This is a genomic window from Ruegeria sp. CL7 (genome assembly GCF_056536445.1).
The window spans coordinates 1-25,031 of record NZ_JBQFPQ010000003.1 but is presented as its reverse complement, the minus strand read 5'-3'; the positions used below and the strand labels follow the sequence as shown (position 1 = coordinate 25,031).

General features: G+C 57.7%; 22 protein-coding genes and 1 tRNA gene. 10 read left to right on the top strand and 13 right to left on the bottom strand.

Annotated elements, in window-relative coordinates; genetic code table 11:
• Nucleotides 1-25 precede the first annotated feature (25 nt).
• Nucleotides 26-991 (bottom strand): ABC transporter substrate-binding protein, encoded by a 966-nt coding sequence (locus ACR0LI_RS10335; protein ID WP_480485964.1) that lies wholly within the window; start codon nucleotides 989-991, stop codon nucleotides 26-28.
• A 268-nt stretch (nucleotides 992-1,259) separates the two neighbouring features.
• On the opposite strand from ACR0LI_RS10335, the gene ACR0LI_RS10330 reads away from it, so the two are divergent.
• The gene (locus ACR0LI_RS10330) at nucleotides 1,260-2,144 is read left to right on the top strand and encodes a LysR family transcriptional regulator (protein ID WP_171635733.1); all 885 of its coding nucleotides are present in this window, start codon (nucleotides 1,260-1,262) and stop codon (nucleotides 2,142-2,144) included.
• 53 nt (nucleotides 2,145-2,197) lie between these two features.
• Here the strand turns inward: ACR0LI_RS10330 and cuyB are convergent, their stop codons facing one another.
• The gene (gene cuyB, locus ACR0LI_RS10325; RefSeq protein WP_480492223.1) at nucleotides 2,198-2,905 is read right to left on the bottom strand and encodes a cysteate racemase; all 708 of its coding nucleotides are present in this window, start codon (nucleotides 2,903-2,905) and stop codon (nucleotides 2,198-2,200) included.
• 3 nt (nucleotides 2,906-2,908) lie between these two features.
• Nucleotides 2,909-3,922 carry a D-cysteate sulfo-lyase gene (gene cuyA / locus ACR0LI_RS10320; protein WP_480718475.1) on the bottom strand — a complete coding sequence of 338 codons (1,014 nt, stop codon included), beginning with the start codon at nucleotides 3,920-3,922 and terminating at the stop codon, nucleotides 2,909-2,911.
• 122 nt (nucleotides 3,923-4,044) lie between these two features.
• Between cuyA and ACR0LI_RS10315 the strand changes: the two genes are divergently transcribed.
• From ACR0LI_RS10315 to ACR0LI_RS10305, 3 genes are all read left to right on the top strand, one after another.
• On the top strand, nucleotides 4,045-4,968 hold the full coding sequence (locus ACR0LI_RS10315) for a LysR family transcriptional regulator (RefSeq protein ID WP_209834130.1): 924 nt from the start codon (nucleotides 4,045-4,047) through the stop codon (nucleotides 4,966-4,968).
• A gap of 126 nt (nucleotides 4,969-5,094) precedes the next feature.
• Nucleotides 5,095-6,432, top strand: coding sequence for a serine hydrolase domain-containing protein (locus ACR0LI_RS10310; protein WP_480718474.1), 1,338 nt, complete (start codon nucleotides 5,095-5,097; stop codon nucleotides 6,430-6,432).
• A gap of 182 nt (nucleotides 6,433-6,614) precedes the next feature.
• Nucleotides 6,615-9,407: a bifunctional aconitate hydratase 2/2-methylisocitrate dehydratase gene (locus ACR0LI_RS10305; RefSeq protein WP_480718473.1), complete on the top strand. Its 2,793-nt coding sequence runs from the start codon at nucleotides 6,615-6,617 to the stop codon at nucleotides 9,405-9,407.
• 193 nt (nucleotides 9,408-9,600) lie between these two features.
• Here the strand turns inward: ACR0LI_RS10305 and ACR0LI_RS10300 are convergent, their stop codons facing one another.
• The 6 genes from ACR0LI_RS10300 to ACR0LI_RS10275 form a co-directional block, all read right to left on the bottom strand.
• Entirely contained in the window at nucleotides 9,601-10,122 is a 522-nt protein-coding gene (locus tag ACR0LI_RS10300; protein WP_171635747.1) for a GNAT family N-acetyltransferase, read from the bottom strand.
• Entirely contained in the window at nucleotides 10,119-10,673 is a 555-nt protein-coding gene (locus ACR0LI_RS10295) for a helix-turn-helix domain-containing protein (protein WP_480492216.1), read from the bottom strand. Before ACR0LI_RS10295 ends, ACR0LI_RS10300 begins: the two co-directional genes overlap by 4 nt.
• Nucleotides 10,674-10,791: 118 nt before the next feature.
• Nucleotides 10,792-11,808, bottom strand: coding sequence for a Fe(3+) ABC transporter substrate-binding protein (locus ACR0LI_RS10290; protein WP_171120613.1), 1,017 nt, complete (start codon nucleotides 11,806-11,808; stop codon nucleotides 10,792-10,794).
• Between the two features lie 196 nt (nucleotides 11,809-12,004).
• Nucleotides 12,005-13,165 (bottom strand): WD40/YVTN/BNR-like repeat-containing protein, encoded by a 1,161-nt coding sequence (locus ACR0LI_RS10285; protein ID WP_480492213.1) that lies wholly within the window; start codon nucleotides 13,163-13,165, stop codon nucleotides 12,005-12,007.
• A 113-nt stretch (nucleotides 13,166-13,278) separates the two neighbouring features.
• On the bottom strand, nucleotides 13,279-13,404 hold the full coding sequence (gene ykgO, locus ACR0LI_RS10280) for a type B 50S ribosomal protein L36 (RefSeq protein WP_005648635.1): 126 nt from the start codon (nucleotides 13,402-13,404) through the stop codon (nucleotides 13,279-13,281).
• A gap of 90 nt (nucleotides 13,405-13,494) precedes the next feature.
• Nucleotides 13,495-13,569: transfer RNA gene (locus tag ACR0LI_RS10275), tRNA-Val, on the bottom strand.
• 148 nt (nucleotides 13,570-13,717) lie between these two features.
• On the opposite strand from ACR0LI_RS10275, the gene ACR0LI_RS10270 reads away from it, so the two are divergent.
• Nucleotides 13,718-14,578, top strand: coding sequence for an N-formylglutamate amidohydrolase (locus tag ACR0LI_RS10270; protein WP_480620469.1), 861 nt, complete (start codon nucleotides 13,718-13,720; stop codon nucleotides 14,576-14,578).
• A 2-nt stretch (nucleotides 14,579-14,580) separates the two neighbouring features.
• Here the strand turns inward: ACR0LI_RS10270 and ACR0LI_RS10265 are convergent, their stop codons facing one another.
• Together ACR0LI_RS10265 and pyrF are read right to left on the bottom strand one after the other, a co-directional pair.
• Nucleotides 14,581-15,834: a DNA polymerase IV gene (locus ACR0LI_RS10265; RefSeq protein WP_480485947.1), complete on the bottom strand. Its 1,254-nt coding sequence runs from the start codon at nucleotides 15,832-15,834 to the stop codon at nucleotides 14,581-14,583.
• A gap of 339 nt (nucleotides 15,835-16,173) precedes the next feature.
• On the bottom strand, nucleotides 16,174-16,884 hold the full coding sequence (pyrF, locus tag ACR0LI_RS10260) for an orotidine-5'-phosphate decarboxylase (RefSeq protein WP_171635758.1): 711 nt from the start codon (nucleotides 16,882-16,884) through the stop codon (nucleotides 16,174-16,176).
• Nucleotides 16,885-16,971: 87 nt separating this feature from the next.
• Between pyrF and ACR0LI_RS10255 the strand changes: the two genes are divergently transcribed.
• From ACR0LI_RS10255 to clpB, 3 genes are all read left to right on the top strand, one after another.
• Entirely contained in the window at nucleotides 16,972-18,228 is a 1,257-nt protein-coding gene (locus ACR0LI_RS10255) for a tetratricopeptide repeat protein (RefSeq protein ID WP_209834114.1), read from the top strand.
• A gap of 100 nt (nucleotides 18,229-18,328) precedes the next feature.
• Nucleotides 18,329-18,643: a hypothetical protein gene (locus tag ACR0LI_RS10250; RefSeq protein WP_171635763.1), complete on the top strand. Its 315-nt coding sequence runs from the start codon at nucleotides 18,329-18,331 to the stop codon at nucleotides 18,641-18,643.
• Between the two features lie 126 nt (nucleotides 18,644-18,769).
• Nucleotides 18,770-21,388: an ATP-dependent chaperone ClpB gene (gene clpB, locus ACR0LI_RS10245; RefSeq protein WP_480718472.1), complete on the top strand. Its 2,619-nt coding sequence runs from the start codon at nucleotides 18,770-18,772 to the stop codon at nucleotides 21,386-21,388.
• Nucleotides 21,389-21,433: 45 nt separating this feature from the next.
• On the opposite strand, the gene ACR0LI_RS10240 is transcribed toward clpB, so the two are convergent.
• The gene (locus ACR0LI_RS10240) at nucleotides 21,434-21,970 is read right to left on the bottom strand and encodes a hypothetical protein (RefSeq protein ID WP_171635767.1); all 537 of its coding nucleotides are present in this window, start codon (nucleotides 21,968-21,970) and stop codon (nucleotides 21,434-21,436) included.
• Nucleotides 21,971-22,070: 100 nt separating this feature from the next.
• On the bottom strand, nucleotides 22,071-22,886 hold the full coding sequence (locus ACR0LI_RS10235; RefSeq protein WP_480718471.1) for a cyclase family protein: 816 nt from the start codon (nucleotides 22,884-22,886) through the stop codon (nucleotides 22,071-22,073).
• Nucleotides 22,887-23,217: 331 nt separating this feature from the next.
• Here ACR0LI_RS10235 and msrP point away from each other — a divergent pair, with 331 nt between their 5' ends.
• A complete protein-coding gene (gene msrP, locus ACR0LI_RS10230; protein ID WP_171635771.1) occupies nucleotides 23,218-24,120 on the top strand; it encodes a protein-methionine-sulfoxide reductase catalytic subunit MsrP in 903 nt (300 codons plus the stop codon).
• A 4-nt stretch (nucleotides 24,121-24,124) separates the two neighbouring features.
• The gene (gene msrQ, locus ACR0LI_RS10225) at nucleotides 24,125-24,739 is read left to right on the top strand and encodes a protein-methionine-sulfoxide reductase heme-binding subunit MsrQ (RefSeq protein ID WP_209834108.1); all 615 of its coding nucleotides are present in this window, start codon (nucleotides 24,125-24,127) and stop codon (nucleotides 24,737-24,739) included.
• Nucleotides 24,740-25,031: the final 292 nt, after the last annotated feature.

The following is a 25,031-nucleotide window of genomic DNA, read 5'->3' as shown; positions in this document are numbered from 1 at the left end:
CGCCACCCTGTTTTGGGACGAAAGATCAGAGACCCAGCCAGGCGTCGACACGATCCGGGTTCGCTTCGACCCATTCACGGGCAACGTCCGCCGGGTCGCGGCCCTTGCCGCTGATCTCATAGGCGAACCCGCTGACATCATCCGCCGTCAATGCGAAATTCGCCAAGAAATCGGCAATCGCCGGAGAACGCTCTGGCAGCGTGTTGGACCACGCAATCTGCACGTTCTTGAGCGCGTCCTTGGTCGCAACATTGGATTTGTTGTACCAGTCCGGGTCATCAGACGGTTGGACCATCACGTATTTTGCCGGGTCGAATTGTGGCTCGGTCAACATCTGGACGTCGAACATGTACCAGACGGCATGCGGCTTGTAGCAATAAAAGGCGTAGCCTTCGCCCTTGGCGATGCTGTCCTTGATCCGCGCGGTTTTCACGCTTTCCTCGGCGCGTATCGGCTCAATGAAATCAAGCAGGCCGTAATCGCGGGTTTTGACTTCGTTCACGTTGGCCGAAGCCCAACCTGGCGCGCCAATCCACATTTCACCTTTGCCATTGCCGTCACTGTCCATCAATGCGGCCACATCCGGGCGGCCCAGATCGGCGATGTCGGTGATGTTGTTGGCTTCACCAAAGTCTTTGCTGACGCAGAAACCCTGATTACCCTCGTAGGGGTTCGATGACAGAGTGACGGTGCCCGCTTCGTCCACATATTTCTTGGTGAAGCTTTCCTGGTTGGGCAGCCAAACGTCGGGATGAACGTCGATATCGCCCTTGCCCTGATCCATCGCCTGAAAGATCGTGGCGTTGTTGCCGGGCACATATTCCACTTTGCCCCCGATGCGCATTTCCACGACCGCGCCCAGCACATGGGCAATCGCTTGTGCACCGGTCCAGGATGGCACGCCGATTTTCACCTCTTCGGCTGCGAATGCCGGTACAGCGCAGACGCTGATCACAGCAGCCATCCCCAGCTTTTTCAGATTGGTTCTCATGGTCTTCTCCTCTGTTGAAATGCGCCGTGGTTCGGCGTCGTTCTTTCCGTCGTTCGATTTTCCCGTCGCGCAATAGGGGCGCGCCAACATGTCTTTGGCGACACATTCGGACGGAAGGCTGAAACAAGACCAACCGCCAGACCCTGCCCGGAAGTCTAGAACAGGAGCTTTTCCGAGAGCCAATTCGAACATTTCATCAAACTATTCTTTTTCTGCATAGTTTTCTGTATCCTTGCTGAAGATGCTCTTTCACAAACGGGGATACGCATTGGATCTGAATTGGTTACGCGATTTTGAATGCCTCGCCCGGACCTTGAACTTCACCCGTGCGTCTGATGAACGTAACATCACGCAATCCGCATTCAGTCGCAGAATCAAAGCGTTGGAAAGCTGGGTGGGGCTGCCTTTGGTCAATCGGGCAACCTATCCGGTGCAATTGACCGAGGCCGGCAAACAATTCCTGCCTGTTGCGCAGGCGGCAATTTCACAGCTGTCTGAATCCCGCCAATCCCTGCGGGACGCCGACCGGGGCGACAGTCGGTTCATCCGGTTTTCGGTTCTGCACACCATTGCGGTTAATTTTTTGGCGACCCGCATAGAAGAGTTGCAGAAGCAGATCCCGGAATTGCGCACGCGCGTCCTGTCCGATTCTCTGAGCACCTGCTGTGATCTTTTGGTCGAAGGCGCGGTGGATATCCTGCTGTGCTACTATCACCATACTGTCTCGCCCATGATCGACGAAACCGCGTTCGAGCGTAAGGATCTGTTGAAGGACCGTCTGATACCGGTGGCTGCCGCACAGCCGGTTCGGACACTGGGTTGGGATTTGTCCCGGCAGGATGGCCCGCCGATCCCTTATCTGGCCTATGACCGATCGTCCTTCTTGGGCATGGTCGTTGAAAACACCGTTGACCGGAAACCCCAGAATACCGAAACGATATATGTCGATAGCCTCGTCGAAACGATCAAGCGAAGATTGATGACTGGCAGCGGATTTGCCTGGATGCCCGAAACGTCGATCTCGGCGGAGCTGGATCAGGGGTTGCTGGTGCCGATCGGTGACGATGCATGGTGTGCAACGTTGACGATTTCAGCCTTTTCCAATCCGGCCAGCTTGGATCAGATCGCGCACCAGCTTTGGCAGCGTTTGTGACCGGACGGATTCGTTTTGGCGCACCGACCGGCCGTTGAACGGAAAATGCGCCTTTACCTCGTATGCCGGCCCGTCTGAGAAAAATTGACGATCGCGCGGACCAGCAGATCGATCGTATCCACTGCATTGGCGTCATCCGCGACGCTGTCGGCAATGAGGGAGAATTCAGAGCAAGCGACAAACTGCAAGTCCGCCCCCGCCTTGACCAAGGCCCTTGAGGACGCTCGCAGCGTTTCGCGCGCCTTGTCGCTTTGGCCGTTGACCTTGATCGCGCGGATCGCCGCCAGCATTGCGTCGTCATCCGTTGGCCAAACGGTTGACAGCCCGCGCGCGTGCAGGGCTGTTTCGAAAAGACAAGTACGGCGCACCGCCGGAGAAGCGAGCACACCAACGCGCCCACCCTTCCCGAGTGTCCCGACGGCGTGATCCGCGGCCAGTTCAACCATGTTCAACAGCGGAACGGTCACGGCTTCGGTGATCGCCTTGGCATAGTGATGCGCCGTGTTGCAGGGCATTGCCAGCGCCATGGCGCCGGCATCCTGAAGACGTCGCGCCATCGCCGCCAGTGTCGGCCCCGGATCTTCGCCCGCCCCTTCGATCAAATGCGCGATCCGTGACGGGACCTGAGTGTTCATGTCGATCAAAAGCGGAATGTGGTCCCGGTCGTCGCTCACCGGCACAGCCTCGACCAGCTTGCGCTGGAGGAGGATCGTTGCCTCAGGGCCCATGCCGCCAAGAATGCCGATGAGGCGCAGTGTCATTGCTCAGATATTCACCCAGCGGTATTTGTGATCGAAGGCAAAGTCATACCCCGCCAAGGCCGCCGCGCCACCCGTGTGAAGGAAAACGACCCGCTGGTCTTTGAATTCGCCTTTGCGCGCCAGATCGATCAGGCCCGCCGCACCCTTGGCCGAGTAGCAGGGATCCAGAAGGATACCTTCCAATTCGGCAAACATCTGGATCGCTTCGATGCCGCTTTCAGTGGGCAGGCCATAGCCTTCGCCGACATAGTCGGTATTGGCCATGACATCTTCACGCTTTACCACGCCCGCGCACCCCAGCTTTTCGGCGGTCTTGCAGGCGAGGTCGTACACCATCTGTTCCTGCTTTGGCCGAGGTGCCCTTGTCCCGATGCCAAGCACCGGCACCTGCGCATTCATGGCGCACATTCCCGTCACCAAACCTGCCTGCGTACCGGACGACCCGGTTGCATGTACCAGCCGGTCAATCCGCAATCCGCTGTCATTGGCCTGACCCAACAGTTCAAAGGCCGCGTTTACATAGCCCAGCGCCCCGGTCGGGTTCGAGCCGCCGCCGGGAATGACATAGACATTGCGGCCTTCTGCCCGTTTCTTCGCGGCAGCCTTTTCCATTTCGCCCGGCATATCGTGACCCCCGGGAAACTTCTGGGTGGTCGCGCCGTGCAAGTGGTCCAGCAGGACATTGCCGTTTGTATTGTAGTTGCCATCTTGATAGCCGGTGCGATCTTCCAGAAGAATATGGCAATCAAGGCCCAGCTTGGCGGCAAACGCTGCGGTTTGTCGACCGTGGTTGGTTTGAGTGGCACCTTGCGTCATCACCATGTCGGCGCCCTGCGCTTCCGCTTCGGCCATCAGAAATTCCAGCTTGCGGGTCTTGTTGCCGCCGGTTGACATGCCGGTGCAATCGTCGCGCTTGATCCAGATTTCCACCCCCAGTTCTTTGGAAAGCCGCTTCATCGGTTCAAGCGGTGTCGGAAGATGGGCGAGGTGAAGGCGGGGAAAGCGCGCAAGATGCATGTCACAATTCCTAATATTGATTTTCGTCAATTTACGCTGTGTGTTGCCGCTCTTCTAATTCGAAATTCAGTGAGTATGTTGCAAAAATTGCATATTAGTAAGGTCTGGGCTATCTTATTCACATGCGTTTGGAATGGATCGATGACATATTGGCCGTGCTGGACAGCGGATCGCTGACGCGCGCCGCGGAAAAACGGCTGCTGACCCAATCTGCCTTTACCCGTCGGGTGCGGCTCATCGAAGGCAGTATCGGAGCGACCCTGTTTGATCGTCGCCGCAAACCCGTATCCCTAATGCCGGGCGTTCAGGCGTTGGAACCTGAACTGCGCGAGCTGAGCGCGCGTCTGCACAAACTGCGTCACAGTTTGAAAACAGAAAGCGATCAGGCCAGCCAGTCTTTGTCGCTCGTGTGCCAGCATGCGTTGACGACAACCGTCTCGCCGAAAGTGGTCCGGATGTTGACCGAAAACAGCGATATCTCGGTTCAGGTGCGATCGGGGAACCAGGACGAATGCCTGTTGCAACTGATCTCGAAAGAAGTCGATTTCGCGATCATGTACGCGGCATCGGACGGTGGGGTGCAGAACCTCGAAAGTGCGTTCGAGGCGAGGACGCTTGGTGCCGACACATTGATCCCGGTATGCGCACCGGCAATGCGCGGGGAATTGGATGGCAAGACTATTCCTGCGATTGTCTACCCGCCTGATGTTTTTCTTGGGCAAGTGTTTTCCCGATTGATTGCACCGCGTTTGCCCGACGAAACCAGACTCGTGGCCAAGGCCGAGACGGCCCTGACGCTGGCGATGCTGCAATATGCCGTGAATGAAATCGGCGTTGCATGGCTACCCCACTCTTTGGTCGCCACGCTGCTTGCTCAGGGGCAGCTTGTAAGCGTTGAAGAGGCCCTGCCTGCACAGGCGCTGACAATAAGAATGGTTCGTTTGGCCGAAGCGAAGCCAGAGTTCAGTGAACAGATTTGGCAACGTCTTGCCGGGCAATCGCAAAGCTTTTGGTTGTCGCCGGATCAAAGCGACGAGACGACTTAAGCAGTTCACCGAGAAAGGCGCCGAGTTTGCGATCAGCATCGGAAGAATACGCAACGGAATAGTGGCAAAACCGAACTGGATGTATCTAACCTGTGCTGAAAAGACAGCAAAAGGGCAGGTCAGCGGATGTTCAGTAAGGTATTGAAAACGGGTCTAGGTGTCGTGGTTCTGGGCATCGTGGGGCTGCTTGGTTATCTGCTGATCGCCCCGCCCGATTTGTTGAAAGTGGGCACGAATTACTCGGCCAAGATTGTCTGTTCAAACGTTTTCGTTGCCGGACGTGATCCGGAAGAGGTCCTTGCGGTGGATGTGCAGGCCCCGGGGCATCCGCTGCTCAAACATGTTTCGATTGAGGTCGATCGAGAGGCGCAGACTGTTCATGCGCGACTCTTTCGGTTCTTCGCGCCCGCCAGGTCGCAGTTCCGGCAGGGGCTTGGCTGCACCAACGTGCATGCTACATCCCTGAGTGCGCAAGGGCTTGAGGCTGCCAAGCCCGCGCCGACAGGGCTTTGGCCAAGCGGAAACGACGTTGCGCAGTCTCATGATTCCAAATTTCAGGCCGTCTTGTCGGATGATACGCTGCTTGGCGAAGGATACCGCGCCGTAGTGGTGGTTCAAGGCGGGCGTATCGTGGCCGAACGCTATGCGGAAGGGTTTGACGCCGACACACCGTTGCTGGGCTGGTCCATGACCAAGACCGTGACGGCCGGGCTGATCGGAACGTTGATCAAAGCGGGTCAGATGAATGTATCGGACACCCTCGTCGACAGTTTTCCCGAATGGGCAGAAGACGCAAGGCGAGACATTACTGTTGCGGACATGCTGGCAATGACAAGCGGTCTGCAATGGAATGAAGAATACGGAGACGTGTCAGACGTGACCAGGATGCTGTATCTCAGCGATGACATGGCCGGTTTCGCTGCCGACCGTGCACTGGAAGCCGGCATTGGAACCGACTTCAACTATTCTTCCGGCACGTCCACCGTGTTGTCCCGGGTGTGGCAGGACAAGCTGCCCGATGGCGGTTTGAGCTATCCTCGGGATGCGCTTTTTGAACCGCTTGGCATGGCTTCGGCGATCATCGAGACAGATGTCGCCGATACATTCATCGGATCCAGCTATATGTACGCCACGGCCCGAGACTGGGCGAGGTATGGCCAGTTTCTGCTGCAAAAAGGGGTTTGGGACGGCGCACAGATTTTGCCCACAGGTTTTGTGGACTGGATGTTCGGACCCGTTGCGGCGTCTGGCGGTGAATATGCCAAGGGTCATCTCTGGTTGAAATCGCCGGGCGACCTGCCACCGTTTTTAGACGCGGTTTGGTTGCAAGGGCATGACGGTCAGTCCATCGGAATTTTCCCGTCGTGTGACATGGTCGTCGTGCGGATGGGGCTTACACCTTCACGGGTGGGCTATTCTTCTTTGCCCTTGGCGAAAGCGCTTATTGCGGCTTTCGGGGGGTAGGGGATCGAACATTCCCATCGACGCACCGCCCGACATTGCGGCGGGCATCGCCCGTAGGGCAGGACACTGGGTCGCAGATCGGCATCTTGCACGTCGGTACGCTTTGGTATACCGCCGCATACAAATTCAAGGTGCCGGGCTTTCACGTGGCCCGGTGCATCAGCTAAATGGTCGGAACCGTCATGAGCCTTTACACAGAATACCTGAACGAAATCGAGACGCGCAAAGAACAGGGTCTGCACCCCAAACCCATCGAAGACGGTGCCCTTTTGCAGGAAATCATCGGGCAGATCAAAGATACGGGTCACGCTCATCGCGCCGATTCACTGAACTACTTCATCTACAACACGCTTCCGGGCACAACCAGCGCCGCAGGTGAAAAGGCGCGCTTTCTGAAAGAGATCATCCTGGGTGAAGCGACGGTTGAAGAAATCTCGCAGGATTTCGCGTTTGAATTGCTGTCGCATATGAAGGGCGGCCCATCGGTAGAGGTTCTGCTTGATCTGGCGCTGGGCGATGACGCAGAGATTGCGCAGAAAGCGGCGGCAGTTCTGAAAACCCAGGTGTTCCTGTACGACGCAGATACCAACCGTCTGAAAACAGCCTTTGAGGCCGGGAACGCCTTTGCCAGTGACATTCTGGAAAGCTATGCCAAGGCCGAGTTCTTTACCCGGCTTCCCGACATCGAAGAAGAAATCAAGGTTGTGACCTATGTGGCGGCCGAAGGGGATATTTCGACCGATCTTCTGTCGCCCGGCAATCAGGCGCATTCGCGGTCGGACCGTGAATTGCACGGCAAGTGCATGATCTCACCCGAAGCACAGGCCGAGATTCAGGACTTGCAAAAACAGCACCCGGACAAGCGCGTCATGCTGGTTGCTGAAAAAGGCACGATGGGCGTTGGATCGTCGCGCATGTCCGGTGTCAACAACGTTGCATTGTGGACCGGAAAGCAAGCCAGCCCTTATGTTCCTTTCGTGAACATCGCGCCGGTTGTTGCCGGTACAAACGGGATTTCACCGATCTTTCTGACCACCGTCGGCGTCACCGGCGGGATCGGCATCGATCTCAAGAACTGGGTTAAGAAAGTGGATGCCGACGGCAATCCGATCCTGAACAATGACGGCAATCCTATCCTCGAGCAGAAATACTCCGTCGAGACAGGAACGGTACTGACCATCAACACCAAGGACAAAAAGCTGTACAATGACGCAGGCGACAAAGAGCTGGTCGATCTGTCATCATCCTTCACGCCGCAAAAGACCGAGTTCATAAAGGCCGGAGGATCTTATGCCATTGTCTTTGGCAAAAAGCTTCAGACATTCGCGGCCGAGACGCTCGGTCTCGAGGTGAAATCCGCTTTCGCGCCGTCCAAGGAGATTTCGCATGAAGGGCAGGGCCTGACGGCGGTTGAAAAGATATTCAACAAAAACGCGGTTGGCGTGGCCGAAAGCAAAGTTCTGCATGCGGGCTCGGACGTTCGGGTGAAGGTCAACATCGTCGGTTCGCAAGACACCACCGGCCTGATGACGGCGCAGGAACTGGAAGCCATGGCGGCGACAGTGATATCGCCCACCGTTGACGGTGCCTATCAGTCTGGCTGTCATACTGCTTCGGTTTGGGATTCCAAGGCGCAGGCAAATATCCCAAAACTGATGAAATTCATGAACAACTTTGGCCTGATCACCGCGCGTGACCCCAAAGGTGTTTATCACTCGATGACAGACGTCATCCACAAGGTTCTGAATGACATCACCGTGGATGACTGGGCGATCATCATCGGTGGCGACTCGCATACACGTATGTCCAAAGGCGTCGCGTTTGGTGCTGACTCGGGTACTGTTGCACTGGCGCTGGCCACTGGCGAAGCCACCATGCCGATCCCGGAATCGGTCAAGGTGACATTCAAGGGCCAGATGGCGGATCACATGGATTTCCGCGATGTGGTTCACGCCACCCAGGCGCAGATGCTGAAGAAATTCGGCGACAACGTGTTTCAGGGGCGGATCATCGAAGTTCACATCGGCACATTGCTGGCGGATCAGGCATTCACCTTTACTGACTGGACGGCCGAGATGAAGGCCAAGGCGTCGATCTGCATCTCAGCGGATGACACGTTGATCGAATCTCTGGAAATCGCGAAAAGCCGTATTCAGATCATGATCGACAAGGGAATGGATAACGAGGCCCGGACACTGCAAGGTCTGATCGACAAGGCCAACGCTCGGATCGCGGAAATCAAGTCGGGTGAAAAGCCGGCCCTGAAACCGGATGAAAACGCCAAGTATTTTGCCGAGTTGGTGGTTGACCTGGATGAAATCAGCGAACCCATGATCGCCGACCCGGATGTCAATAACGCCGATGTATCAAAACGTTACACCCACGATACGATCCGGCCGGTTTCCCACTACAAAGGGGAAAAGAAGGTCGATCTGGGATTTGTTGGATCGTGCATGGTGCACAAGGGCGATCTGGTCATCGTCTCGCAGATGCTGAAAAACATCGAGCAGGAGAAGGGCACAGTAGAATTCAAGGCCCCGCTGGTCGTTGCTGCGCCCACCTACAACATCATCGATGAGCTGAAAGAAGAAGGCGAGTGGAGCATTCTTCAGAAGTATTCAGGCTTTGAATTCGACGATCTGTTCCCAAAAAGCAAAGCGCGGACGGAATACGAGAACATCCTGTATCTAGAGCGTCCGGGATGTAACCTCTGCATGGGCAACCAGGAGAAAGCGGCAAAGGGTGACACTGTGCTGGCCACGTCCACACGATTGTTCCAAGGCCGTGTTGTTGAGGACGCGGCGGACAAGAAAGGTGAATCCCTGCTGGCATCGACCCCGGTGGTCGTGCTGTCGGCTGTTTTGGGCCGAATGCCGACCGCCGAGGAATACAAATCGGCCGTGAAAGGTATCGACCTGACCAAATTTGCGCCTCCGATGGAAAAGCCCGCAGGCACGAAGTCAGCGCATTTCTAAACGCAAGGCACAAAGTTGATTGCCCGGGCATCCCTTCAGGTGGCCGGGCGATTGAGTTCCGCTGTGTTCAGGCCTGGTTGCAGCGCACGCCGCGAAAAAGCGCGGCATGGGAATGCCCCGGACCTTTCGCACGACTTCGCGTGGACTACTGGGGAAAATCCATGATCCACGGTCATACGGTCGCTGTTTGGCGTCAAGCTGACAGCTCTTTATACATGTAAGTCGTGGGTTCCAGTCTGGTTTCGAACGGGTTTCGGCAATAGTTCGGAATTTCCCCGGCGATCTGAAACCCCAGGTCCAGATAAAGCAATCGAGAAGGATCGGTGCTGCGGGTATCAAGAACCAGCATCGTGCGCTCCAACTCTGTCGCTCGTTGAAAGAGGGCTTCCATCAAGGCGCGGCCAAAACCGCGCCGTCTGGCGTTCGGGTGCACCAGAAGTTTCGCGACATCAGCGCGGTGCGGTTGATTGGGCATGGTCGCGGGGATCAGTTGCACCGTGCCCTGAATGCGCCCGTTGTCGTGGAGGGCAAACAGCTCCAACGCACCGGATTTCAGCCCGGGACGAACATTTTGCAGCCAGTAATTTCGTGCGTCACTCTCGGTAAACGGAAGGACAAAGCCTATGCTGGCCCCGTCATGCACACAGGCGTGGAGGATTTCCGCCAGATCATCCACTGCCGCGCTGAAATCGAGATCGGTCAGACGCGAGATCATATCAGCACCAAAAGATAACGCGCACCGCGAGATGCCCCGGTTTCGAACCGGGTTGGGCCCGACAGGTGATAGCGCAGGCAATCTCCGGCGCTCAGCGCATGGGGGGTTCCGTCAACTGTCAGTGTCAGTGCGCCGTCGATCAGGATCAGATGGTGTTCCTGCCCGGATTTGGGCGGCGCCTCGTAAGTGATGACCGTATCGCGCGGCAGGTGGCATTCCACGACCTCGGCGTTCAAGCCGTTTGCAGGCGGTGAAACTGCACGGCGGGTAAAGCCGGTTTCGGGATCACGCCATTCGGTCTGGCGTTCAAACGCCACCTTGGGGTCAAAGCTGTCTTCGACCATCATCAAAAGCCGGGACATCGGAAGGTCATAAGCGGCACAGAGGCGGCCAAGATTCTCAGCGGTGGGGCTGACCTCTCCTTTCTCCATGCGGGACAGCGTGGCGCGGCTGATTCCGCTGTGGGCGGCCAGTTGATCCAGGGACCACCCGCGCCCGTGGCGGAGTTCGTTCAAACGGACGGCAAGGCGGCTTGAGAGGTTGTCGAGCATGGACCACAAACGAGAGGAGTTTTCATTTGTGGGAAAATTACATAAAAATTATGTGTGTGTAAATGAAAAAAGGCGCAGAGACTCTGCGCCTTTCGCAAGCTTTTGACGAGGTGGTGGATTATTTCCAGCCGACTTCGTTAAAGATTTTCTGTGCTTCCGGGATGTTCTTTGCGACCTCCGACAGGTTCACGTCGTCAGCTTTGAACTCACCCAGGGCCTTTACCGATTCCGCCAGTTCAACACTCTGCACTGCCGGGAATTCGTCATTGCCCGCCGAGAAGTACTTCTGCGCCTGATCGCTTGCCAGATACTCGAGGAACAGGATTGCGTTTTCCTTGTTCGGGGCGTGTGCCGCGACGCCACCGCCCGACAGGTTCATATGCGCACCATAGCTGTCCTGATTGGGGAAGACCCAGCCGATCTTGTCGAGGTCAGAGGACAGGCCTTTGACGTCTTTGCGGATAGCCCGTGCATAGTAGTAGGTGTTCGATACAGCGATGTCGCATTCACCCGAAACGATGCCACGCAGCTGGTCGGTGTCACCTCCCTGCGGGTCTCGGGCCATGTTGGCGACAACGCCTTCCGCCCAGGATTTTGCAGCTTCGGTACCTTCATGTGTGATGATCGAGGCGAGCAGGGTCTGGTTGTAGGTGTTGGTCGAGGATCGGATGCAGATCAGGCCCTTGTATTCCGGCTTGGCGAGGTCTGCGTAAGTGGCCGGCGGATTGGCAACGTTTTCTTTGTTGTAAAAGATGATCCGACCGCGCTGTGAGAAGCCGAACCACTGGTTGTCTTCGTCCTGAAGGTTGGCGGGGATGCGCTCCTCCAGGGTTTCGCTGTCGATGGCTTGCAGAATGCCCGCATCTTTGGCACGCGCCAGGCGAGACGTGTCGACCGTCAGCATGATATCCGCCGGAGAGTTCGCGCCTTCGGCTTCCATGCGCGCGATCAATTCATCCGCCTTGCCTTCGATCCGGTTGATCTTGATGCCGGTCGCTTCTTCGAAGTCCGTGTAAAGACGTTCGTCAGTGTCATAGTGGCGCGACGAATAAAGGTTCAGCTCGCCTTCAGCTGCGGCTGATGTTGCGATCAATGCCGACAGAGCGGCGGCCAGGCAGGTTGTGGATTTCAGCATAGTTTGCCCCAACAATTGAATTTCGCGTCGGTTGATAACCCGACTGATTTGCTCAATTATACGATTCTCAGCGAGATGCAAGAAAATCCGACAGATTTACTTGGTCAAATGAGCGCAGGCACCCTTGCGAGGCTTGTTGGGGGCGGGCGCGAGTTGTGTTGAACGGAAAGATCCGCGTCACACGGCAGTGTCTGGATCACTCACGATCAAGTACCTCAACTGCAAGGATCGTGGGCAAATGGCGCGCGACTTCCGTCCATGTGTCCCCTTCATCAACACTGGCAAAAACCGAGCCGCTGTTGGTCCCGAAATAGATACCGGCGGGGTCTCGGCGGTCTCCGGCCATGGCCTGTCGCAGAACAGTGAAAAAACAGCTTTCTTGCGGCAAGCCACGTCGCTGGTCTTGCCATGTTGCGCCTCCGTTTGTGGACTTCCAAACTGCCGCGGCGGCATCCGGTGGATAGCGCCCGATGCTGTCTCCGTTCAAAGGCAATGTCCAGATCGTGTCCGGATCACGTGGGTGCACATGAATCGGAAATCCAAAGGTGGATGGCAGGCCTTCGGTGATGTCATCCCAACTGCGCCCTCCGTCGGCCGAGCGCCAAACACCGTGATGGTTTTGCTGGTACAGCAAATCCGCGGTTCCCGGAGCTTGAACCATGTTGTGGACGCAATGACCCGTTTCACCATCCCTGGGGGCAGCGGGATGATCATGATGCGTGCAAGATTCGGCGTTGGACAATCTGTTTCGCCGCTCCCAGCTTGCGCCACCATCCTCGGTTGCAAACACACCCGCAGCGGAAATGCCGACCCAGAGCTTTTTCGAATCATTTGGGTCAGTCACGATTGTATGCAGGACCAGCCCCGCACCGCCGGGATCCCAATCGGGTGCCGAGGGGTGGTTTGTCAGGCCCTCAAGCGTGTCCCATGTCCGACCATTGTCGTGGCTGGCTAGCAGGCGGGCCGGTTTTGTGCCTGCGTACAACGTTCCATGTTGATAACGCAAAGACCAGACCTGCGAAAACTCATCGGCGAATGGTGCGGGTTCTCCGGTCCAGCCGATCATCTGGGCAAAATCCTGGTCGTTGGCGGCCCACTCGTCCATTTGGCCCTTGGTGAGTTTTGCGACCTGCCAAGTCACACCGCCGTCTTCGGAACACCAGACTCCGGCGCCATGCCAGTCACCACCGCCCCCGGCCCAAATCGTGCCCGTTTCCTTGTCGCCGATGACGTGGTTGATCGGCCATCCTTCACAATGCGGGCCCGTCACTTTCCAATCTGACCTGTTCTGATCACCAGAGATAATGAACGTTCCCTTGGTCGTTCCCACCAGTACGTCGATGCCGTGTTCGCGCATGGGTTTCACACTCCGCAATGTCGAAGCAAGGGTAGCACGTCAGGCCCACAGGTGCAGAAAACAAAAAAACCGCGCTCAAGGGCGCGGTTTTCTAAAACGGTGTTTTGCTGTTCTCAGCCTTGGCGAGCTTTGAACTTGCGCTGCGTCTTGTTGATAACGTAGACGCGGCCTTTGCGACGCACAACACGGCAGTCGCGGTGCCGATTCTTGAGCGAGCGGAGCGAGTTCTTGACCTTCATGGTCTGTCTCCAATCTGCGGCGCCTTCATCAAGGACGTGGCCAGCGCCTGGGTTACTCGGGTGTCCCGGATCTCCGGAACAGTGAAATCATGGTGGGCGGTACAAGGATCGAACTTGTGACCCCTTCGATGTCAACGAAGTGCTCTACCGCTGAGCTAACCGCCCACTTTCCCTTTGCGTGCCCAGCCCCATAACGAAATGGGGCGCGGAACCCCGCGCCGGTAGCGGGGTCTATAAAAGGAGTCGCAAAGGGGTTCAAGGGGTTTGGTAGAACTATTTTCCGGTCTATGTTGATTGCGAACATGGAGGGATCATGCAGAACGCAGCCTTTGTATTGGATATGCCGGAAAACCGCAGTTCATGCGTGGTTTTTTCATCTCCTCATAGCGGGCGGAATTATCCCGAAGCGTTTTTGAAGCGGTCCGTTCTGAATCAAAGCGTGATTCGATCCTCGGAAGACGCCTTCGTGGATCAATTGTTTGCTGCCGCGGCCGAGAATGGCGCGCCTTTGATCAAAGCGACCATGCCACGCGCCTATCTGGACCTGAATCGCAGTCTGGACGAACTGGACCCGGCGCTGATCAGCGGTGCCCGCAGGCATGGGCACAACCCCAGGGTCGCATCAGGGTTGGGTGTGATTCCCCGCGTTGTGGCCAATGGACGGGCAATCTACAGCGGCAAGCTGACCATGGACGAGGCGCGGCTGCGCATCGACACCTATTGGCGCCCCTATCATGCACGTTTGAAATCCCTGCTGGCCGAATCACACGAGAAATTCGGCCAGGCCATACTGGTGGATTGCCACTCCATGCCGCATGAGGCGGTGGCCATGGCTGGTACGACCCGAAACAAACGGCCCGAGATCGTGCTGGGTGATCGGTTCGGTGCGTCGGCCTCGTCTGAAATCGTGGACCTCATCGAATCGGCGTTTGCCGCGGCAGGTCTGAATGTGGTGCGCAACGCCCCGTTTGCCGGGGCCTATGTGACACAGACTTACGGCCGCCCCACCCGCCAGCAACACGCGATCCAGATTGAAATCGACCGGGCCTTGTATATGGACGAAGAAAAAATTGCGCCGAACGCCAATTTCATGACGTTTTCGAAACTCCTCCGGCAGGTGGTGCGCGACATATCCAGAATCGGTTCAAAACCTTTCCGTCTGGCGGCGGAATGAAACTAGCGCAAAGCGCGGCCCTTCACGATTGCTTCCGGGCCGAATCTCTGGCGGATCTGGTCAGTGGCCCGCTCGGCCTGTGATCTGCGGACGGCGCCGGGATCAAGCAGGTCGCCGGAGATGTCAGCCTGATCCGCCGGGCACAGGTCAGACAGGCCACACCCCAACAGGCGGTATGGCCCCTGATCCCCCACCTGATCGAAAAGCCCTTTTGCGGTGCGATAGATTTTGTCCGCGATCTGCGTTGCGTCCCGCAATGACACGCGCCGTGTCAGAATCTTGTGATTGGCTTTCTTCAGCTTCAGCGTAACGACCCGGCCAGCCAGATCCTTGGCCTTGGCCCGGTCCGAGACCTTCAGGGCCATGCGCCACAAATGTCCGTCCAGAATATCAATATTGGCGGTGTCCTCGAAAAACGTGGTCTCATTGCTGATGGATTTCATCGGTTCATGGGCTGAAACGCGTCGTTTGTCCTGACCCCGTGCCAAATGCCACAGGCGATACCCCATCGAGCCGAAACGCACAGTCAAAGCCTCCTGATCCCAACGCAGTAGGTCGTTGAAGGTTCGAATCCCTGCCCGGTCCAGTGATTCCTGCGCAGCGGGGCCAATACCCCAGATCAACCTTACGGGTTTGTCATTCAGAAACTCAGCCGTCTCGGCCTTGCCGATCACCGAAAACCCACGGGGCTTGTCGAGGTCCGAGGCAACCTTGGCCAGAAACTTGTTGTGACTCAGCCCGATGGATCCTGTCACACCCAGTTCATCCTTCATGCGTTTGACCAGGCGCGCCAGCATGACGGCCGGGGGGGCTCCGTGCAGGCGTTCGGTGCCGGACAGGTCCATGAAAGCTTCGTCCAGGGACAGGGGTTCGACCACTGGTGTCAGTTCGTCCATCATGGCGCGGATGTCCCGTGACACCTGGGCATACACGGACATGCGTGGTTTGATCACGACGGCATCGGGGCACAGTTGCAGCGCTTTGAACATGGGCATGGCGGATCGCACACCGCGAATTCGGGCCACGTAGCATGCCGTGGATACAACACCGCGTTTGCCGCCGCCGATGATGACAGGCTTGTCTGCCAGTTCCGGATTGTCCCGCTTTTCCACCGAAGCATAGAAGGCATCGCAATCCATATGTGCGATGGACAGATCAAACAGTTCGGGATGAGACTTTACCCTGGGACTGCCGCAGGCCGTGCAGCGCCGTTCGTTCGTAAAAGGGGTCAGGCAATCTCGGCAAAGACCGGGCATCTGCGTCCTCGTGTGTTCCGCAGTTGTCTTGGGGGTCCTTTATATCATCCAGTGATATCGATCAAAGATCATTCGGAGAAAAGAACCCCCCGCGCTTCGCGGGGGGGAAGTAACGAACCTCAGGAAGAGTAGGTTCGTTGGGGAGTAAATCCCCTTGAGAATCGCTAAGATTTTCCGGTTGAGATAGGGTTTGGCGCGCTTTTCAGAAACTCGCTTTTTGAATGTGTGTTTTCTGGCACAGGGACGATTTGGCGCGGATTCGCGAAAAACTGACGTAAGGTCAACCTGTTGCGGCGGTTTTTTCAGCGTGAATCCCTGTTGAAACGATGATTCTGCTCATCACGTTTTCAGAGAATTTAACTCGGTCAAAACGGCCGCGGCCGCGGATTTTGGATCTTCGGCCTGATAAATGGGGCGGCCAACTACGATATGATCCGCCCCGTCCTGGATGGCGCTGGCAGGTGTGGCCACACGTTTTTGATCGCCCAGTGCCGCGCCTGCCGGACGCACGCCGGGGGTTACGATCAGCCGGCCCTTCGCCTGGGGCAGGGCGCGGATCAGGGCGGCCTCCTGCGGGCTGGCGATCACGCCGTCGGCCCCGGCCTCGAAGGCGTGGGCGGCGCGTTCCACCACCATGTCCTGAACGTCACCGGCCTTCATCATGCCGGCATCCAAGTCGTCGCGGTTCAGCGAGGTCAGGATAGTCACCGCCAGGATTTTCAGATCCTTGCCCGCCGCCCCTTCCTTGGCGGCGCGCACCACATGCGGGTCGCCATGCACGGTCAGGAAATCCAGATCGAACTGCGCCAGCCCCCGCACCGCGTTTTCCACCGTGTTGCCGATGTCGAACAGCTTCATGTCCAGGAAGATGCGCTTGCCGTGTTCCTGCTTGAGCTCATTGGCCAGTGCCAGCCCGCCGCCTGTCAGCATGCCCAGGCCGATTTTGTAGAACGAAACGGCGTCGCCCAGCGTCTCGGCCAGCTTCAGCCCTTCCAGCGCGTTGGGGACGTCGAGGGCGACGATCAGGCGGTCATCGGCGGTTTGGAGCATTGTATCGACCTTTCAAGCTTGACGGGATCGGCGCTTCTGTAGAGCGTGTGGCGCATTGAGACAAGAAAAGACGCAGGAAAATACGGGATGATACGGTTGGGTGTGGTGGCCTCGGCGGCTGTTCTGGTCGGGGCGGGCGCGGTCTGGGCCGATGAAACGGATTGCGGCGAGGCCCGACTGGTCTGGGCGGACGTCAAGGACAGCGGGTCGGCGACGGCGATCGAGAGTTTTTCACGGATCTACGCCGATTGCCCGATCTATTCGCAGCTGGCGCGCGATCTGCTGGTCGGGCTGACCGGCGAGGCCTCTGCGCCGGCAAAGGCCGACGACCCCAAGGAACCGCAACGGCGCCTGCGGGTTTCCGACCTGCGCCCCCGGCCGGAACCCAACCCCGACGATCCACCGCAGGACCCCGACTATTCGGACGGAGAGTATGACTGCCTGATGGCCGCTGCCGCTCCGGGGCAGTCGCCCTATTTCGACGGGGTGAAATGGGCCGACATGGACGCCGAGAATGCGATGGCGATCTGCGCCGATCTGCTGCTGAAAGACCAGGATGTCGATGCCGAGGTCGTGGCCGCCTTTGGCCGGGCGCTCATGAAGGGCGGCAAGCTGGAAATGGCGCTCGAGTTTTCGGAACTGGCCGCGATGGAGGGCAGCGGGCTGGCGATGAACACGCTCGCTTCGCTCTATAGTGATGGCGAGATCGTTCCCGAGGACCACGAGACCGCGTTTGCCTGGTACATGGCGGCTGCCGAAAGCGCTCTGCCGATGGGCATGCACAACGTCGCGTATGGCTTCGAGAACGGGAAAGGTGTTGCGCCCGACATCGACAAGGCGCTGTACTATTATGAAAGGGCTGCGTTCTTCGGATATGAGCCGTCTCAGCTGCACCTCGGCGTAATCTATCGCGAAGGAACGCATGTCCCGCGCGATATGCAGCGCGCGGTCGACTATCTGAAGATGGCGGCCCGAAACGGCAGCGCCGATGCCGCGGCGCGATTGGGCTACATCTACGAGATCGGCGAGAACGGCTACTCCAAAGACATCGAACAGGCGCTGGATTATTATTTCCAGGCCGCCAAGCAGGACAATGTCGTGGCGCTGCACAATCTCGGTTCTTTGACCTATCACGGGCGGGACGGTGTGCCTCAGGACACGGAAGCGACCCTGTTGTTCTGGGGCAGGGCCGCAAAGCTTGGCGATGTGAAATCGCAGCGCAAATTCGGCCGGTTGCTCTATGAAATCGGCGATGTCGAAGAGGCGCTGAGGTTTCTTCGCCTCGCGGCCGAGCAGGGCGATGACGAGGCGCAAAAGCTGATCCGGCAGATCGAAGGCGGTTGACGCCCACAGCTGACAAAGGAGCCAGCGGTGTCCTCGCTTTGTCCCAACTGTGCTATGGTGCTGCCACTCTGAAACGAAAATTGCATCAAAGGGACAGACCATGAAGCACCTTGTTCCGCTGGCCGTCGTCGCCACGCTGGCCGCCTGCGACGACACGCCGCCACAGACCGAAACCGGCGCCGCGCCGCCCCCGACCAATGATGATTTGTATCTTGTTCGGGGCTATCGGTCCGAAGATGACTGGTGCCAGTTGACCGGAGAAACCACCTTTACCGGCAATTTCCTCGACCACACCGCCGATCTTGTATCCTGCCCCACGGGCAGCGCCGCCGCGCAGTCGCTGGTCGAGACGAACGATGCCCAGCAGGTGGCCGAAACCGGGGGCTACACTGTCTATACGATTCCGCGTGGTTGAGGCGTTTTTTCACTCTCTAGCCTCTTGAACCGGCAAAGGTATTTCCCAGATTGAATGTGAGGCTTCGACCGACGCGTGCCGCCAGGCGGGCGCATCAAAACGGGGCGCTTGGAAAAGGAGAATATCATGGACTTGAACAAGTTCACTGAACGGGCACGGGGGTTCGTGCAGGCGGCGCAGACCATTGCGCTGCGCGAGGGGCACCAGAGGCTGGAGCCCACACATATACTCAAAGCACTGATGGATGACGATCAGGGGCTGGCAAGCAATCTGATCACACGCGCGGGCGGCGCGCCGAACCGCGTGGTCGAGGCGCTTGACGCTGCCATGGGCAAGATCCCGAAAGTCAGCGGTGATGCCGGCCAGATTTACATGGACGGCCAGACGGCCAAGGTTCTGGACGAGGCCGAAAAGATCGCCACCAAGGCGGGCGACAGCTTTGTGCCCGTTGAACGCGTTTTGATGGCGCTGTGCATGGTGAAATCCAAAGCCAAGGAGGCTTTGGAGGCCGGTGCGGTATCTGCCCAGAAGCTGAATGAAGCGATCAATGACATCCGCAAGGGTCGCACTGCTGACACAGCGTCGGCGGAAGAGGGCTATGACGCGCTCAAGAAATATGCGCGGGATCTGACTGAAGCTGCGGCTGAAGGCAAGATTGACCCGATCATTGGGCGGGATGAGGAAATCCGCCGCTCAATGCAGGTTCTGTCGCGCCGCACCAAGAACAACCCGGTTCTGATAGGGGAACCTGGCGTCGGTAAAACCGCGATTGCCGAGGGCATGGCGTTGCGCATCGTCAACGGCGACGTACCGGAATCGCTGAGGGACAAGAAGCTGCTTGCGCTCGACATGGGTGCGCTGATTGCCGGTGCGAAATACCGTGGTGAATTCGAAGAACGCCTCAAGGCTGTTCTGACCGAGGTGACCGAGGCCGCGGGTGAGATCATCCTGTTCATCGACGAGATGCACACGCTGGTTGGCGCGGGCAAATCGGATGGTGCGATGGATGCCGCCAACCTGATCAAGCCCGCGCTCGCCCGGGGTGAGCTGCATTGTATCGGTGCGACCACACTGGACGAGTATCGCAAATACGTCGAAAAAGACGCGGCCCTTGCGCGCCGGTTCCAGCCGGTGATGGTTCAGGAGCCGACGGTCGAAGACACGATCAGCATTCTGCGTGGCATCAAGGAAAAGTACGAGCTGCACCACGGCGTGCGCATCTCGGATTCGGCGTTGGTGTCGGCGGCGACCCTGTCGCATCGCTATATCACCGACCGGTTCCTGCCCGACAAAGCCATCGACTTGGTCGATGAAGCCGCGTCGCGGTTGCGGATGGAGGTGGATTCCAAGCCTGAGGAACTCGATCAGCTGGATCGCCAGATTCTGCAAATGCAGATCGAGGAAGAGGCGCTGAAGCTGGAAGACGATGCGGCATCGAAGGATCGCCTGGAAACCTTGCAGAAGGATCTAGCAGAACTTCAGGAAAAATCCGCCGAGATGACTGCGCAGTGGCAGGCCGAACGCGACAAGCTGGCTGGCGCGCGGGATTTGAAGGAACAGCTCGACAAGGCGCGGGCCGATCTGGAAATCGCCAAGCGCGAAGGCAACCTCGCCAAGGCGGGTGAGCTGTCCTATGGCATCATCCCCGAGCTTGAGAAAAAGCTGTCCGAGGCCGAGAATGCCGAAAGCAACGCCATGATGGCCGAGGAAACGGTGCGTCCGGAACAGATAGCCAGCGTTGTCGAACGCTGGACGGGCATCCCGACCGCCAAAATGCTGGAAGGCGAACGCGAGAAACTGCTGCGGATGGAAGAAGAACTGCATTCGCGCGTGATCGGTCAGGATGCGGCTGTCACCGCTGTAGCCAATGCAGTACGCCGTGCTCGTGCGGGTCTGAATGACGAAAACCGCCCGCTGGGCTCGTTCCTGTTCCTTGGGCCGACTGGCGTGGGTAAGACCGAGCTGACCAAGGCCGTGGCGAATTTCCTGTTCGATGACGACAACGCGATGGTGCGCATCGACATGTCCGAGTTCATGGAGAAACACGCGGTCGCCCGTCTGATCGGTGCCCCTCCGGGTTATGTCGGTTATGACGAAGGCGGTGTGCTGACCGAAGCCGTGCGGCGCAGGCCCTATCAGGTCGTGCTGTTCGACGAGGTCGAAAAGGCGCACCCGGATGTTTTCAACGTGCTGTTGCAGGTTCTGGACGATGGCGTTCTGACCGATGGTCAGGGCCGCACCGTGGACTTCAAACAGACGCTGATCATCCTGACGTCGAACCTTGGGTCTCAGGCGCTCAGCCAGCTGCCCGAAGGTGCGGACAGTTCACAGGCCAAGCGCGACGTGATGGATGCGGTCCGGGCACATTTCCGGCCCGAATTCCTGAACCGTCTGGACGAAACGATCATCTTTGACCGCCTCAAGCGGGCCGATATGGATGGCATCGTCGATATTCAGATGGCACGTCTGCAAAAACGTCTGGCCGCCCGCAAGATCGAGCTGGCCCTGGATGACAGCGCCAAGGAATGGCTGGCCAATGAAGGCTATGACCCGGTCTTCGGTGCCCGCCCGCTGAAACGCGTCATCCAGCGCGCCTTGCAGAACCCGTTGGCCGAAGCTCTGCTGGCCGGGGAAATCAAGGATGGTGACGTCGTTCCGGTCACCGCCGGGCAAGATGGTTTGATCATCGGTGATCGTTTGGGAACTTCCGAGCGACCGCGCCCGGACGATGCCGTGGTGCATTGATCTGACACCGTGAACTGAAAGGCCCGCTTTTTTGGCGGGCCTTTTTCATGTCGGTTTTCCATAGCCTTTGTTCAGATAATCACTGAGGACCTTCATCCAGACCTGCGCTTTCTCCATTGGAAACTGGGCCGTGAACCTCAGCTTCACAATACAATTGTCCACGACGCCGACTGCCAGAAGTTCGGACAGGCCATCTGATGCTTTGGCCTCGGCCCGATACGGCAACACCTGCGACGGATCACGCAACTGATAGGCGTTGATTTCACCAAGCTCGGCACCGCGCCGCGCAGCTATTGCAGCGATATCGCGTGCAGCTTGTTTAAAGCTTTCAAGGGCCATTTCAGATGAGACGTCCCTTTGTTGATGGTCATAGAAGAAAACCGTGATCTTGGAAGATGGGTCTGCAAAAGTGGCGGAATAGCCGAGGCCCGGATGGCTGTCTTCATAAACTTCAGACCCGATCTGATTCAGATCGCTCAGGACCTGCGGCGCGCGCTCAAACAGCTTTTTGCACGATTGCACATCAGCCAATGCCGATCCGCACAGCAAAGACAAAAAAACAACAAGGGGTCTAAGCAACATGAAGGCAGTTGTCCCGAACAGATCAAGAATGCACGACGTCTTGGTCTGCAACTGTGGCAGAAGTTTGGCCCTACCGGAAAGATGGCCGCCCGGGCATTTGTCAGATCAATGCAAAGATCCGCGCCGGCCCGCCGGTGCCGCCTTGGTGCTTGGGTGCGCCGATCACCAGCGTTGCACCCGACGCAGGCACGCGATCCAGCCCAGCCAGACATTCGATCCCGAACCGGCCTGACGGCAACCACGCGTAATGTGTCGCGAAATCTGCGGACATGCCGTGATCCAAGGACAGGGTATCAACGGCAATTGATCGTGCTCCGGTCTCCTCCATCAGCATCTCCGCGGCTTCAACGTGGAAGCCCGGGTAATGCTGCGCTTCGCCGTCGAAATTGCGGAACTCATCCGTGGCGGTTTTGCCTGCCCATCCGGAATGCATCGCCACGCAGGCACCATCAGGAATATCACCATTGGCCGCAATCCAGGCTTTCAGATCGTCCGGGGTGACGCGCGTGTCAGCGTCCTCGGCCGCTCGGGCGGCGATGTCCACGACGCATAAGGGGGCGACCAGATCCGTGACGGGGATTTCATCAACCGACGTCCCATCCGCCGAAAAGTGAAGCGGCGCATCGATATGCGTGCCCGTATGTTCGTTGATTGACAGGCTGAACAGATTGAAGCCGTGATCAGCAAAGTTGAAAGCCTGCTCGGCCGAAATGCCGGGTTCGCCGCCCCATGTCGGGAAATCCGGGCTCAGAGTATGGGTCATATCTTCGACACCGCCATGCCCGGCCGCCAGTGCTTGCGGCGCGACGGCTCCGGTTGCGGCTGCTGCAACACCCGAAGCTGCGGCAGCTTTGAAGAACCCGCGACGAGACAGCATCTTGTCTTTGACGGCATTCATTACGCAGATATCACACATTTTTCTTCCTCCCATTGCGGCCAAAAGGCTGCACTCGCAGCCTTGCCTCGCGTTCGGCTTGGCGTGGCGCCCACCTGACAGAGTGCAGCCTTGCGCCCGCAGTTGTAAAGTTTTGTGCCCGTGTTCTGACGGTAATCCACGAAAACCGCAGTTTTCCGCCGGGCTCCAAAAGTTCTCGAGTCTATGGTTTTCGGTGCTGAAAACGTTACTCGAATGCCCTGTTACAATGGAACGTTACAATCACTTCGCTCAATCGTTACGCCTGTTTCCATGGCTCTGTGCTATCAGCACACTACGTCAATAGCGACCACTGAAGATGACGGAGACCCATATGGCGCATCGCTGGACCAATACTTTGACACATGCAGACGTCACCCCCCGGGCGGCGTTCCTCAACCGGCGGCAGGTTATGGCCGGGCTGGCTGGTGTCGGCCTGACTGCGATGGCCAAACCGGCGGCAGCACAAGATGGGTTGGAGCCGAACACGTGGGAAGAGATCACCACCTACAACAACTACTATGAGTTCGGGACCGGGAAAGATGACCCGGCGAAATATGCTCATACGCTGGTGACCGAACCCTGGAGCGTCACGATTGATGGTCTGGTCGACCACCCCGGCGACTATGATTTTCAGGCCATCCTGTCCGAGATGACGATAGAGGAGCGGATCTACCGCTTTCGCTGTGTGGAAGCCTGGTCGATGGTAATTCCGTGGAACGGATTTGAGCTGGCCGACCTTCTCAATATGGCGGGCGTGCAAGACGGCGCGAAATATGTGGCTTTTGAGACGGCCTATCGCCCGGATGAAATGCCGGGAACGCGGTTTCCCGTTCTCGATTGGCCGTACCGAGAGGGATTGCGCCTGGATGAGGCGATGCACCCCCTGACAATCATGGCAACCGGAATTTACGACCGCCCGATTCCCAACCAGAACGGTGCGCCCTTGCGTCTGGTCGTTCCTTGGAAATACGGCTTCAAATCGATCAAGTCGATTGTTCGGATCACGCTCACAAAGGATGAACCGCCCACCAGCTGGAACATGTCCAATCCACGCGAATACGGGTTCTACAGTAATGTGAACCCCAACGTGGACCATCCACGCTGGTCTCAGGCTTCAGAGCGCGAGATCGGGGGCGGGCTTTTCGCGTCACGTAAGCCGACCCTGATGTTCAACGGCTATGAACAAGAGGTCGCCAGCCTTTATGAAGGCATGGATCTGGCCAAGAATTATTAAAACCATGTCGGCGATGAACCAGACACTCCGCCGTATTCCGGTATGGGCCGTTTATCTGCTGGGGGCGTTGCCCGCCCCCTGGCTGTTTTATCTTGGCCTGACCGGTGGTTTGGGGGTCGAACCGATTGAGGCGTTGGAGCACAGATATGGGGAACTGGCCCTTCAGTTGCTGATTGCCGGTCTGGCGGTCACACCCCTGCGCCGGCATGTCGGCCTCAACCTGATGAAGTTTCGGCGCGCGATCGGGGTGCTCACGTTTGTATACGTCGCGTTGCATCTTCTTGTGTGGCTGGTTCTGGATGTGCAGCTTCCCAGCCAGATCTGGGCGGATATCCTCAAACGCCCGTACATAACAGTCGGCATGGCGGGGTTTCTTCTTCTGCTTCCGCTGGCGTTGACCTCCAACAACTGGTCTGTGCGCCGACTGGGACCGCGCTGGCGCAAGCTGCACCACCTCGTTTACGCGGCCGCATTGTTGGGGGCGATGCATTACCTCTTGCTGGCAAAAGGATTTCAGATCGAGCCGCTTGCTTACCTGGCTGCCATTATCGCCCTGCTTGTCCTGCGCCTGCCGATTCCCAACCTGTCTTTCCGGTCCAACAGGGCCGATTCCGCCTGACTCGGACGTGAGGCTGTGGGTAATCATGTGCATAACGCGCTGAACCGGGAATTCTGACCTGCCTTTACATAGTTATCGGCGGCAGTGTGCTTGGTTGATCTGAATTAACTATCTGTAATTCTTGGATAAATGAACTTTTCAAGAATTTCTTCTGTTTTTGTGTATTTTCCGCTTGCGGGATTTGTTTGTTATACTTAGAACCCCCTTCACCGGCGCTGCTGAGGCGCTGGGACGCGGCGGAAGCGGCGGTTACGCTCGGGAGAGACCGGGGGCATCTGAGGTTAGGATTTAG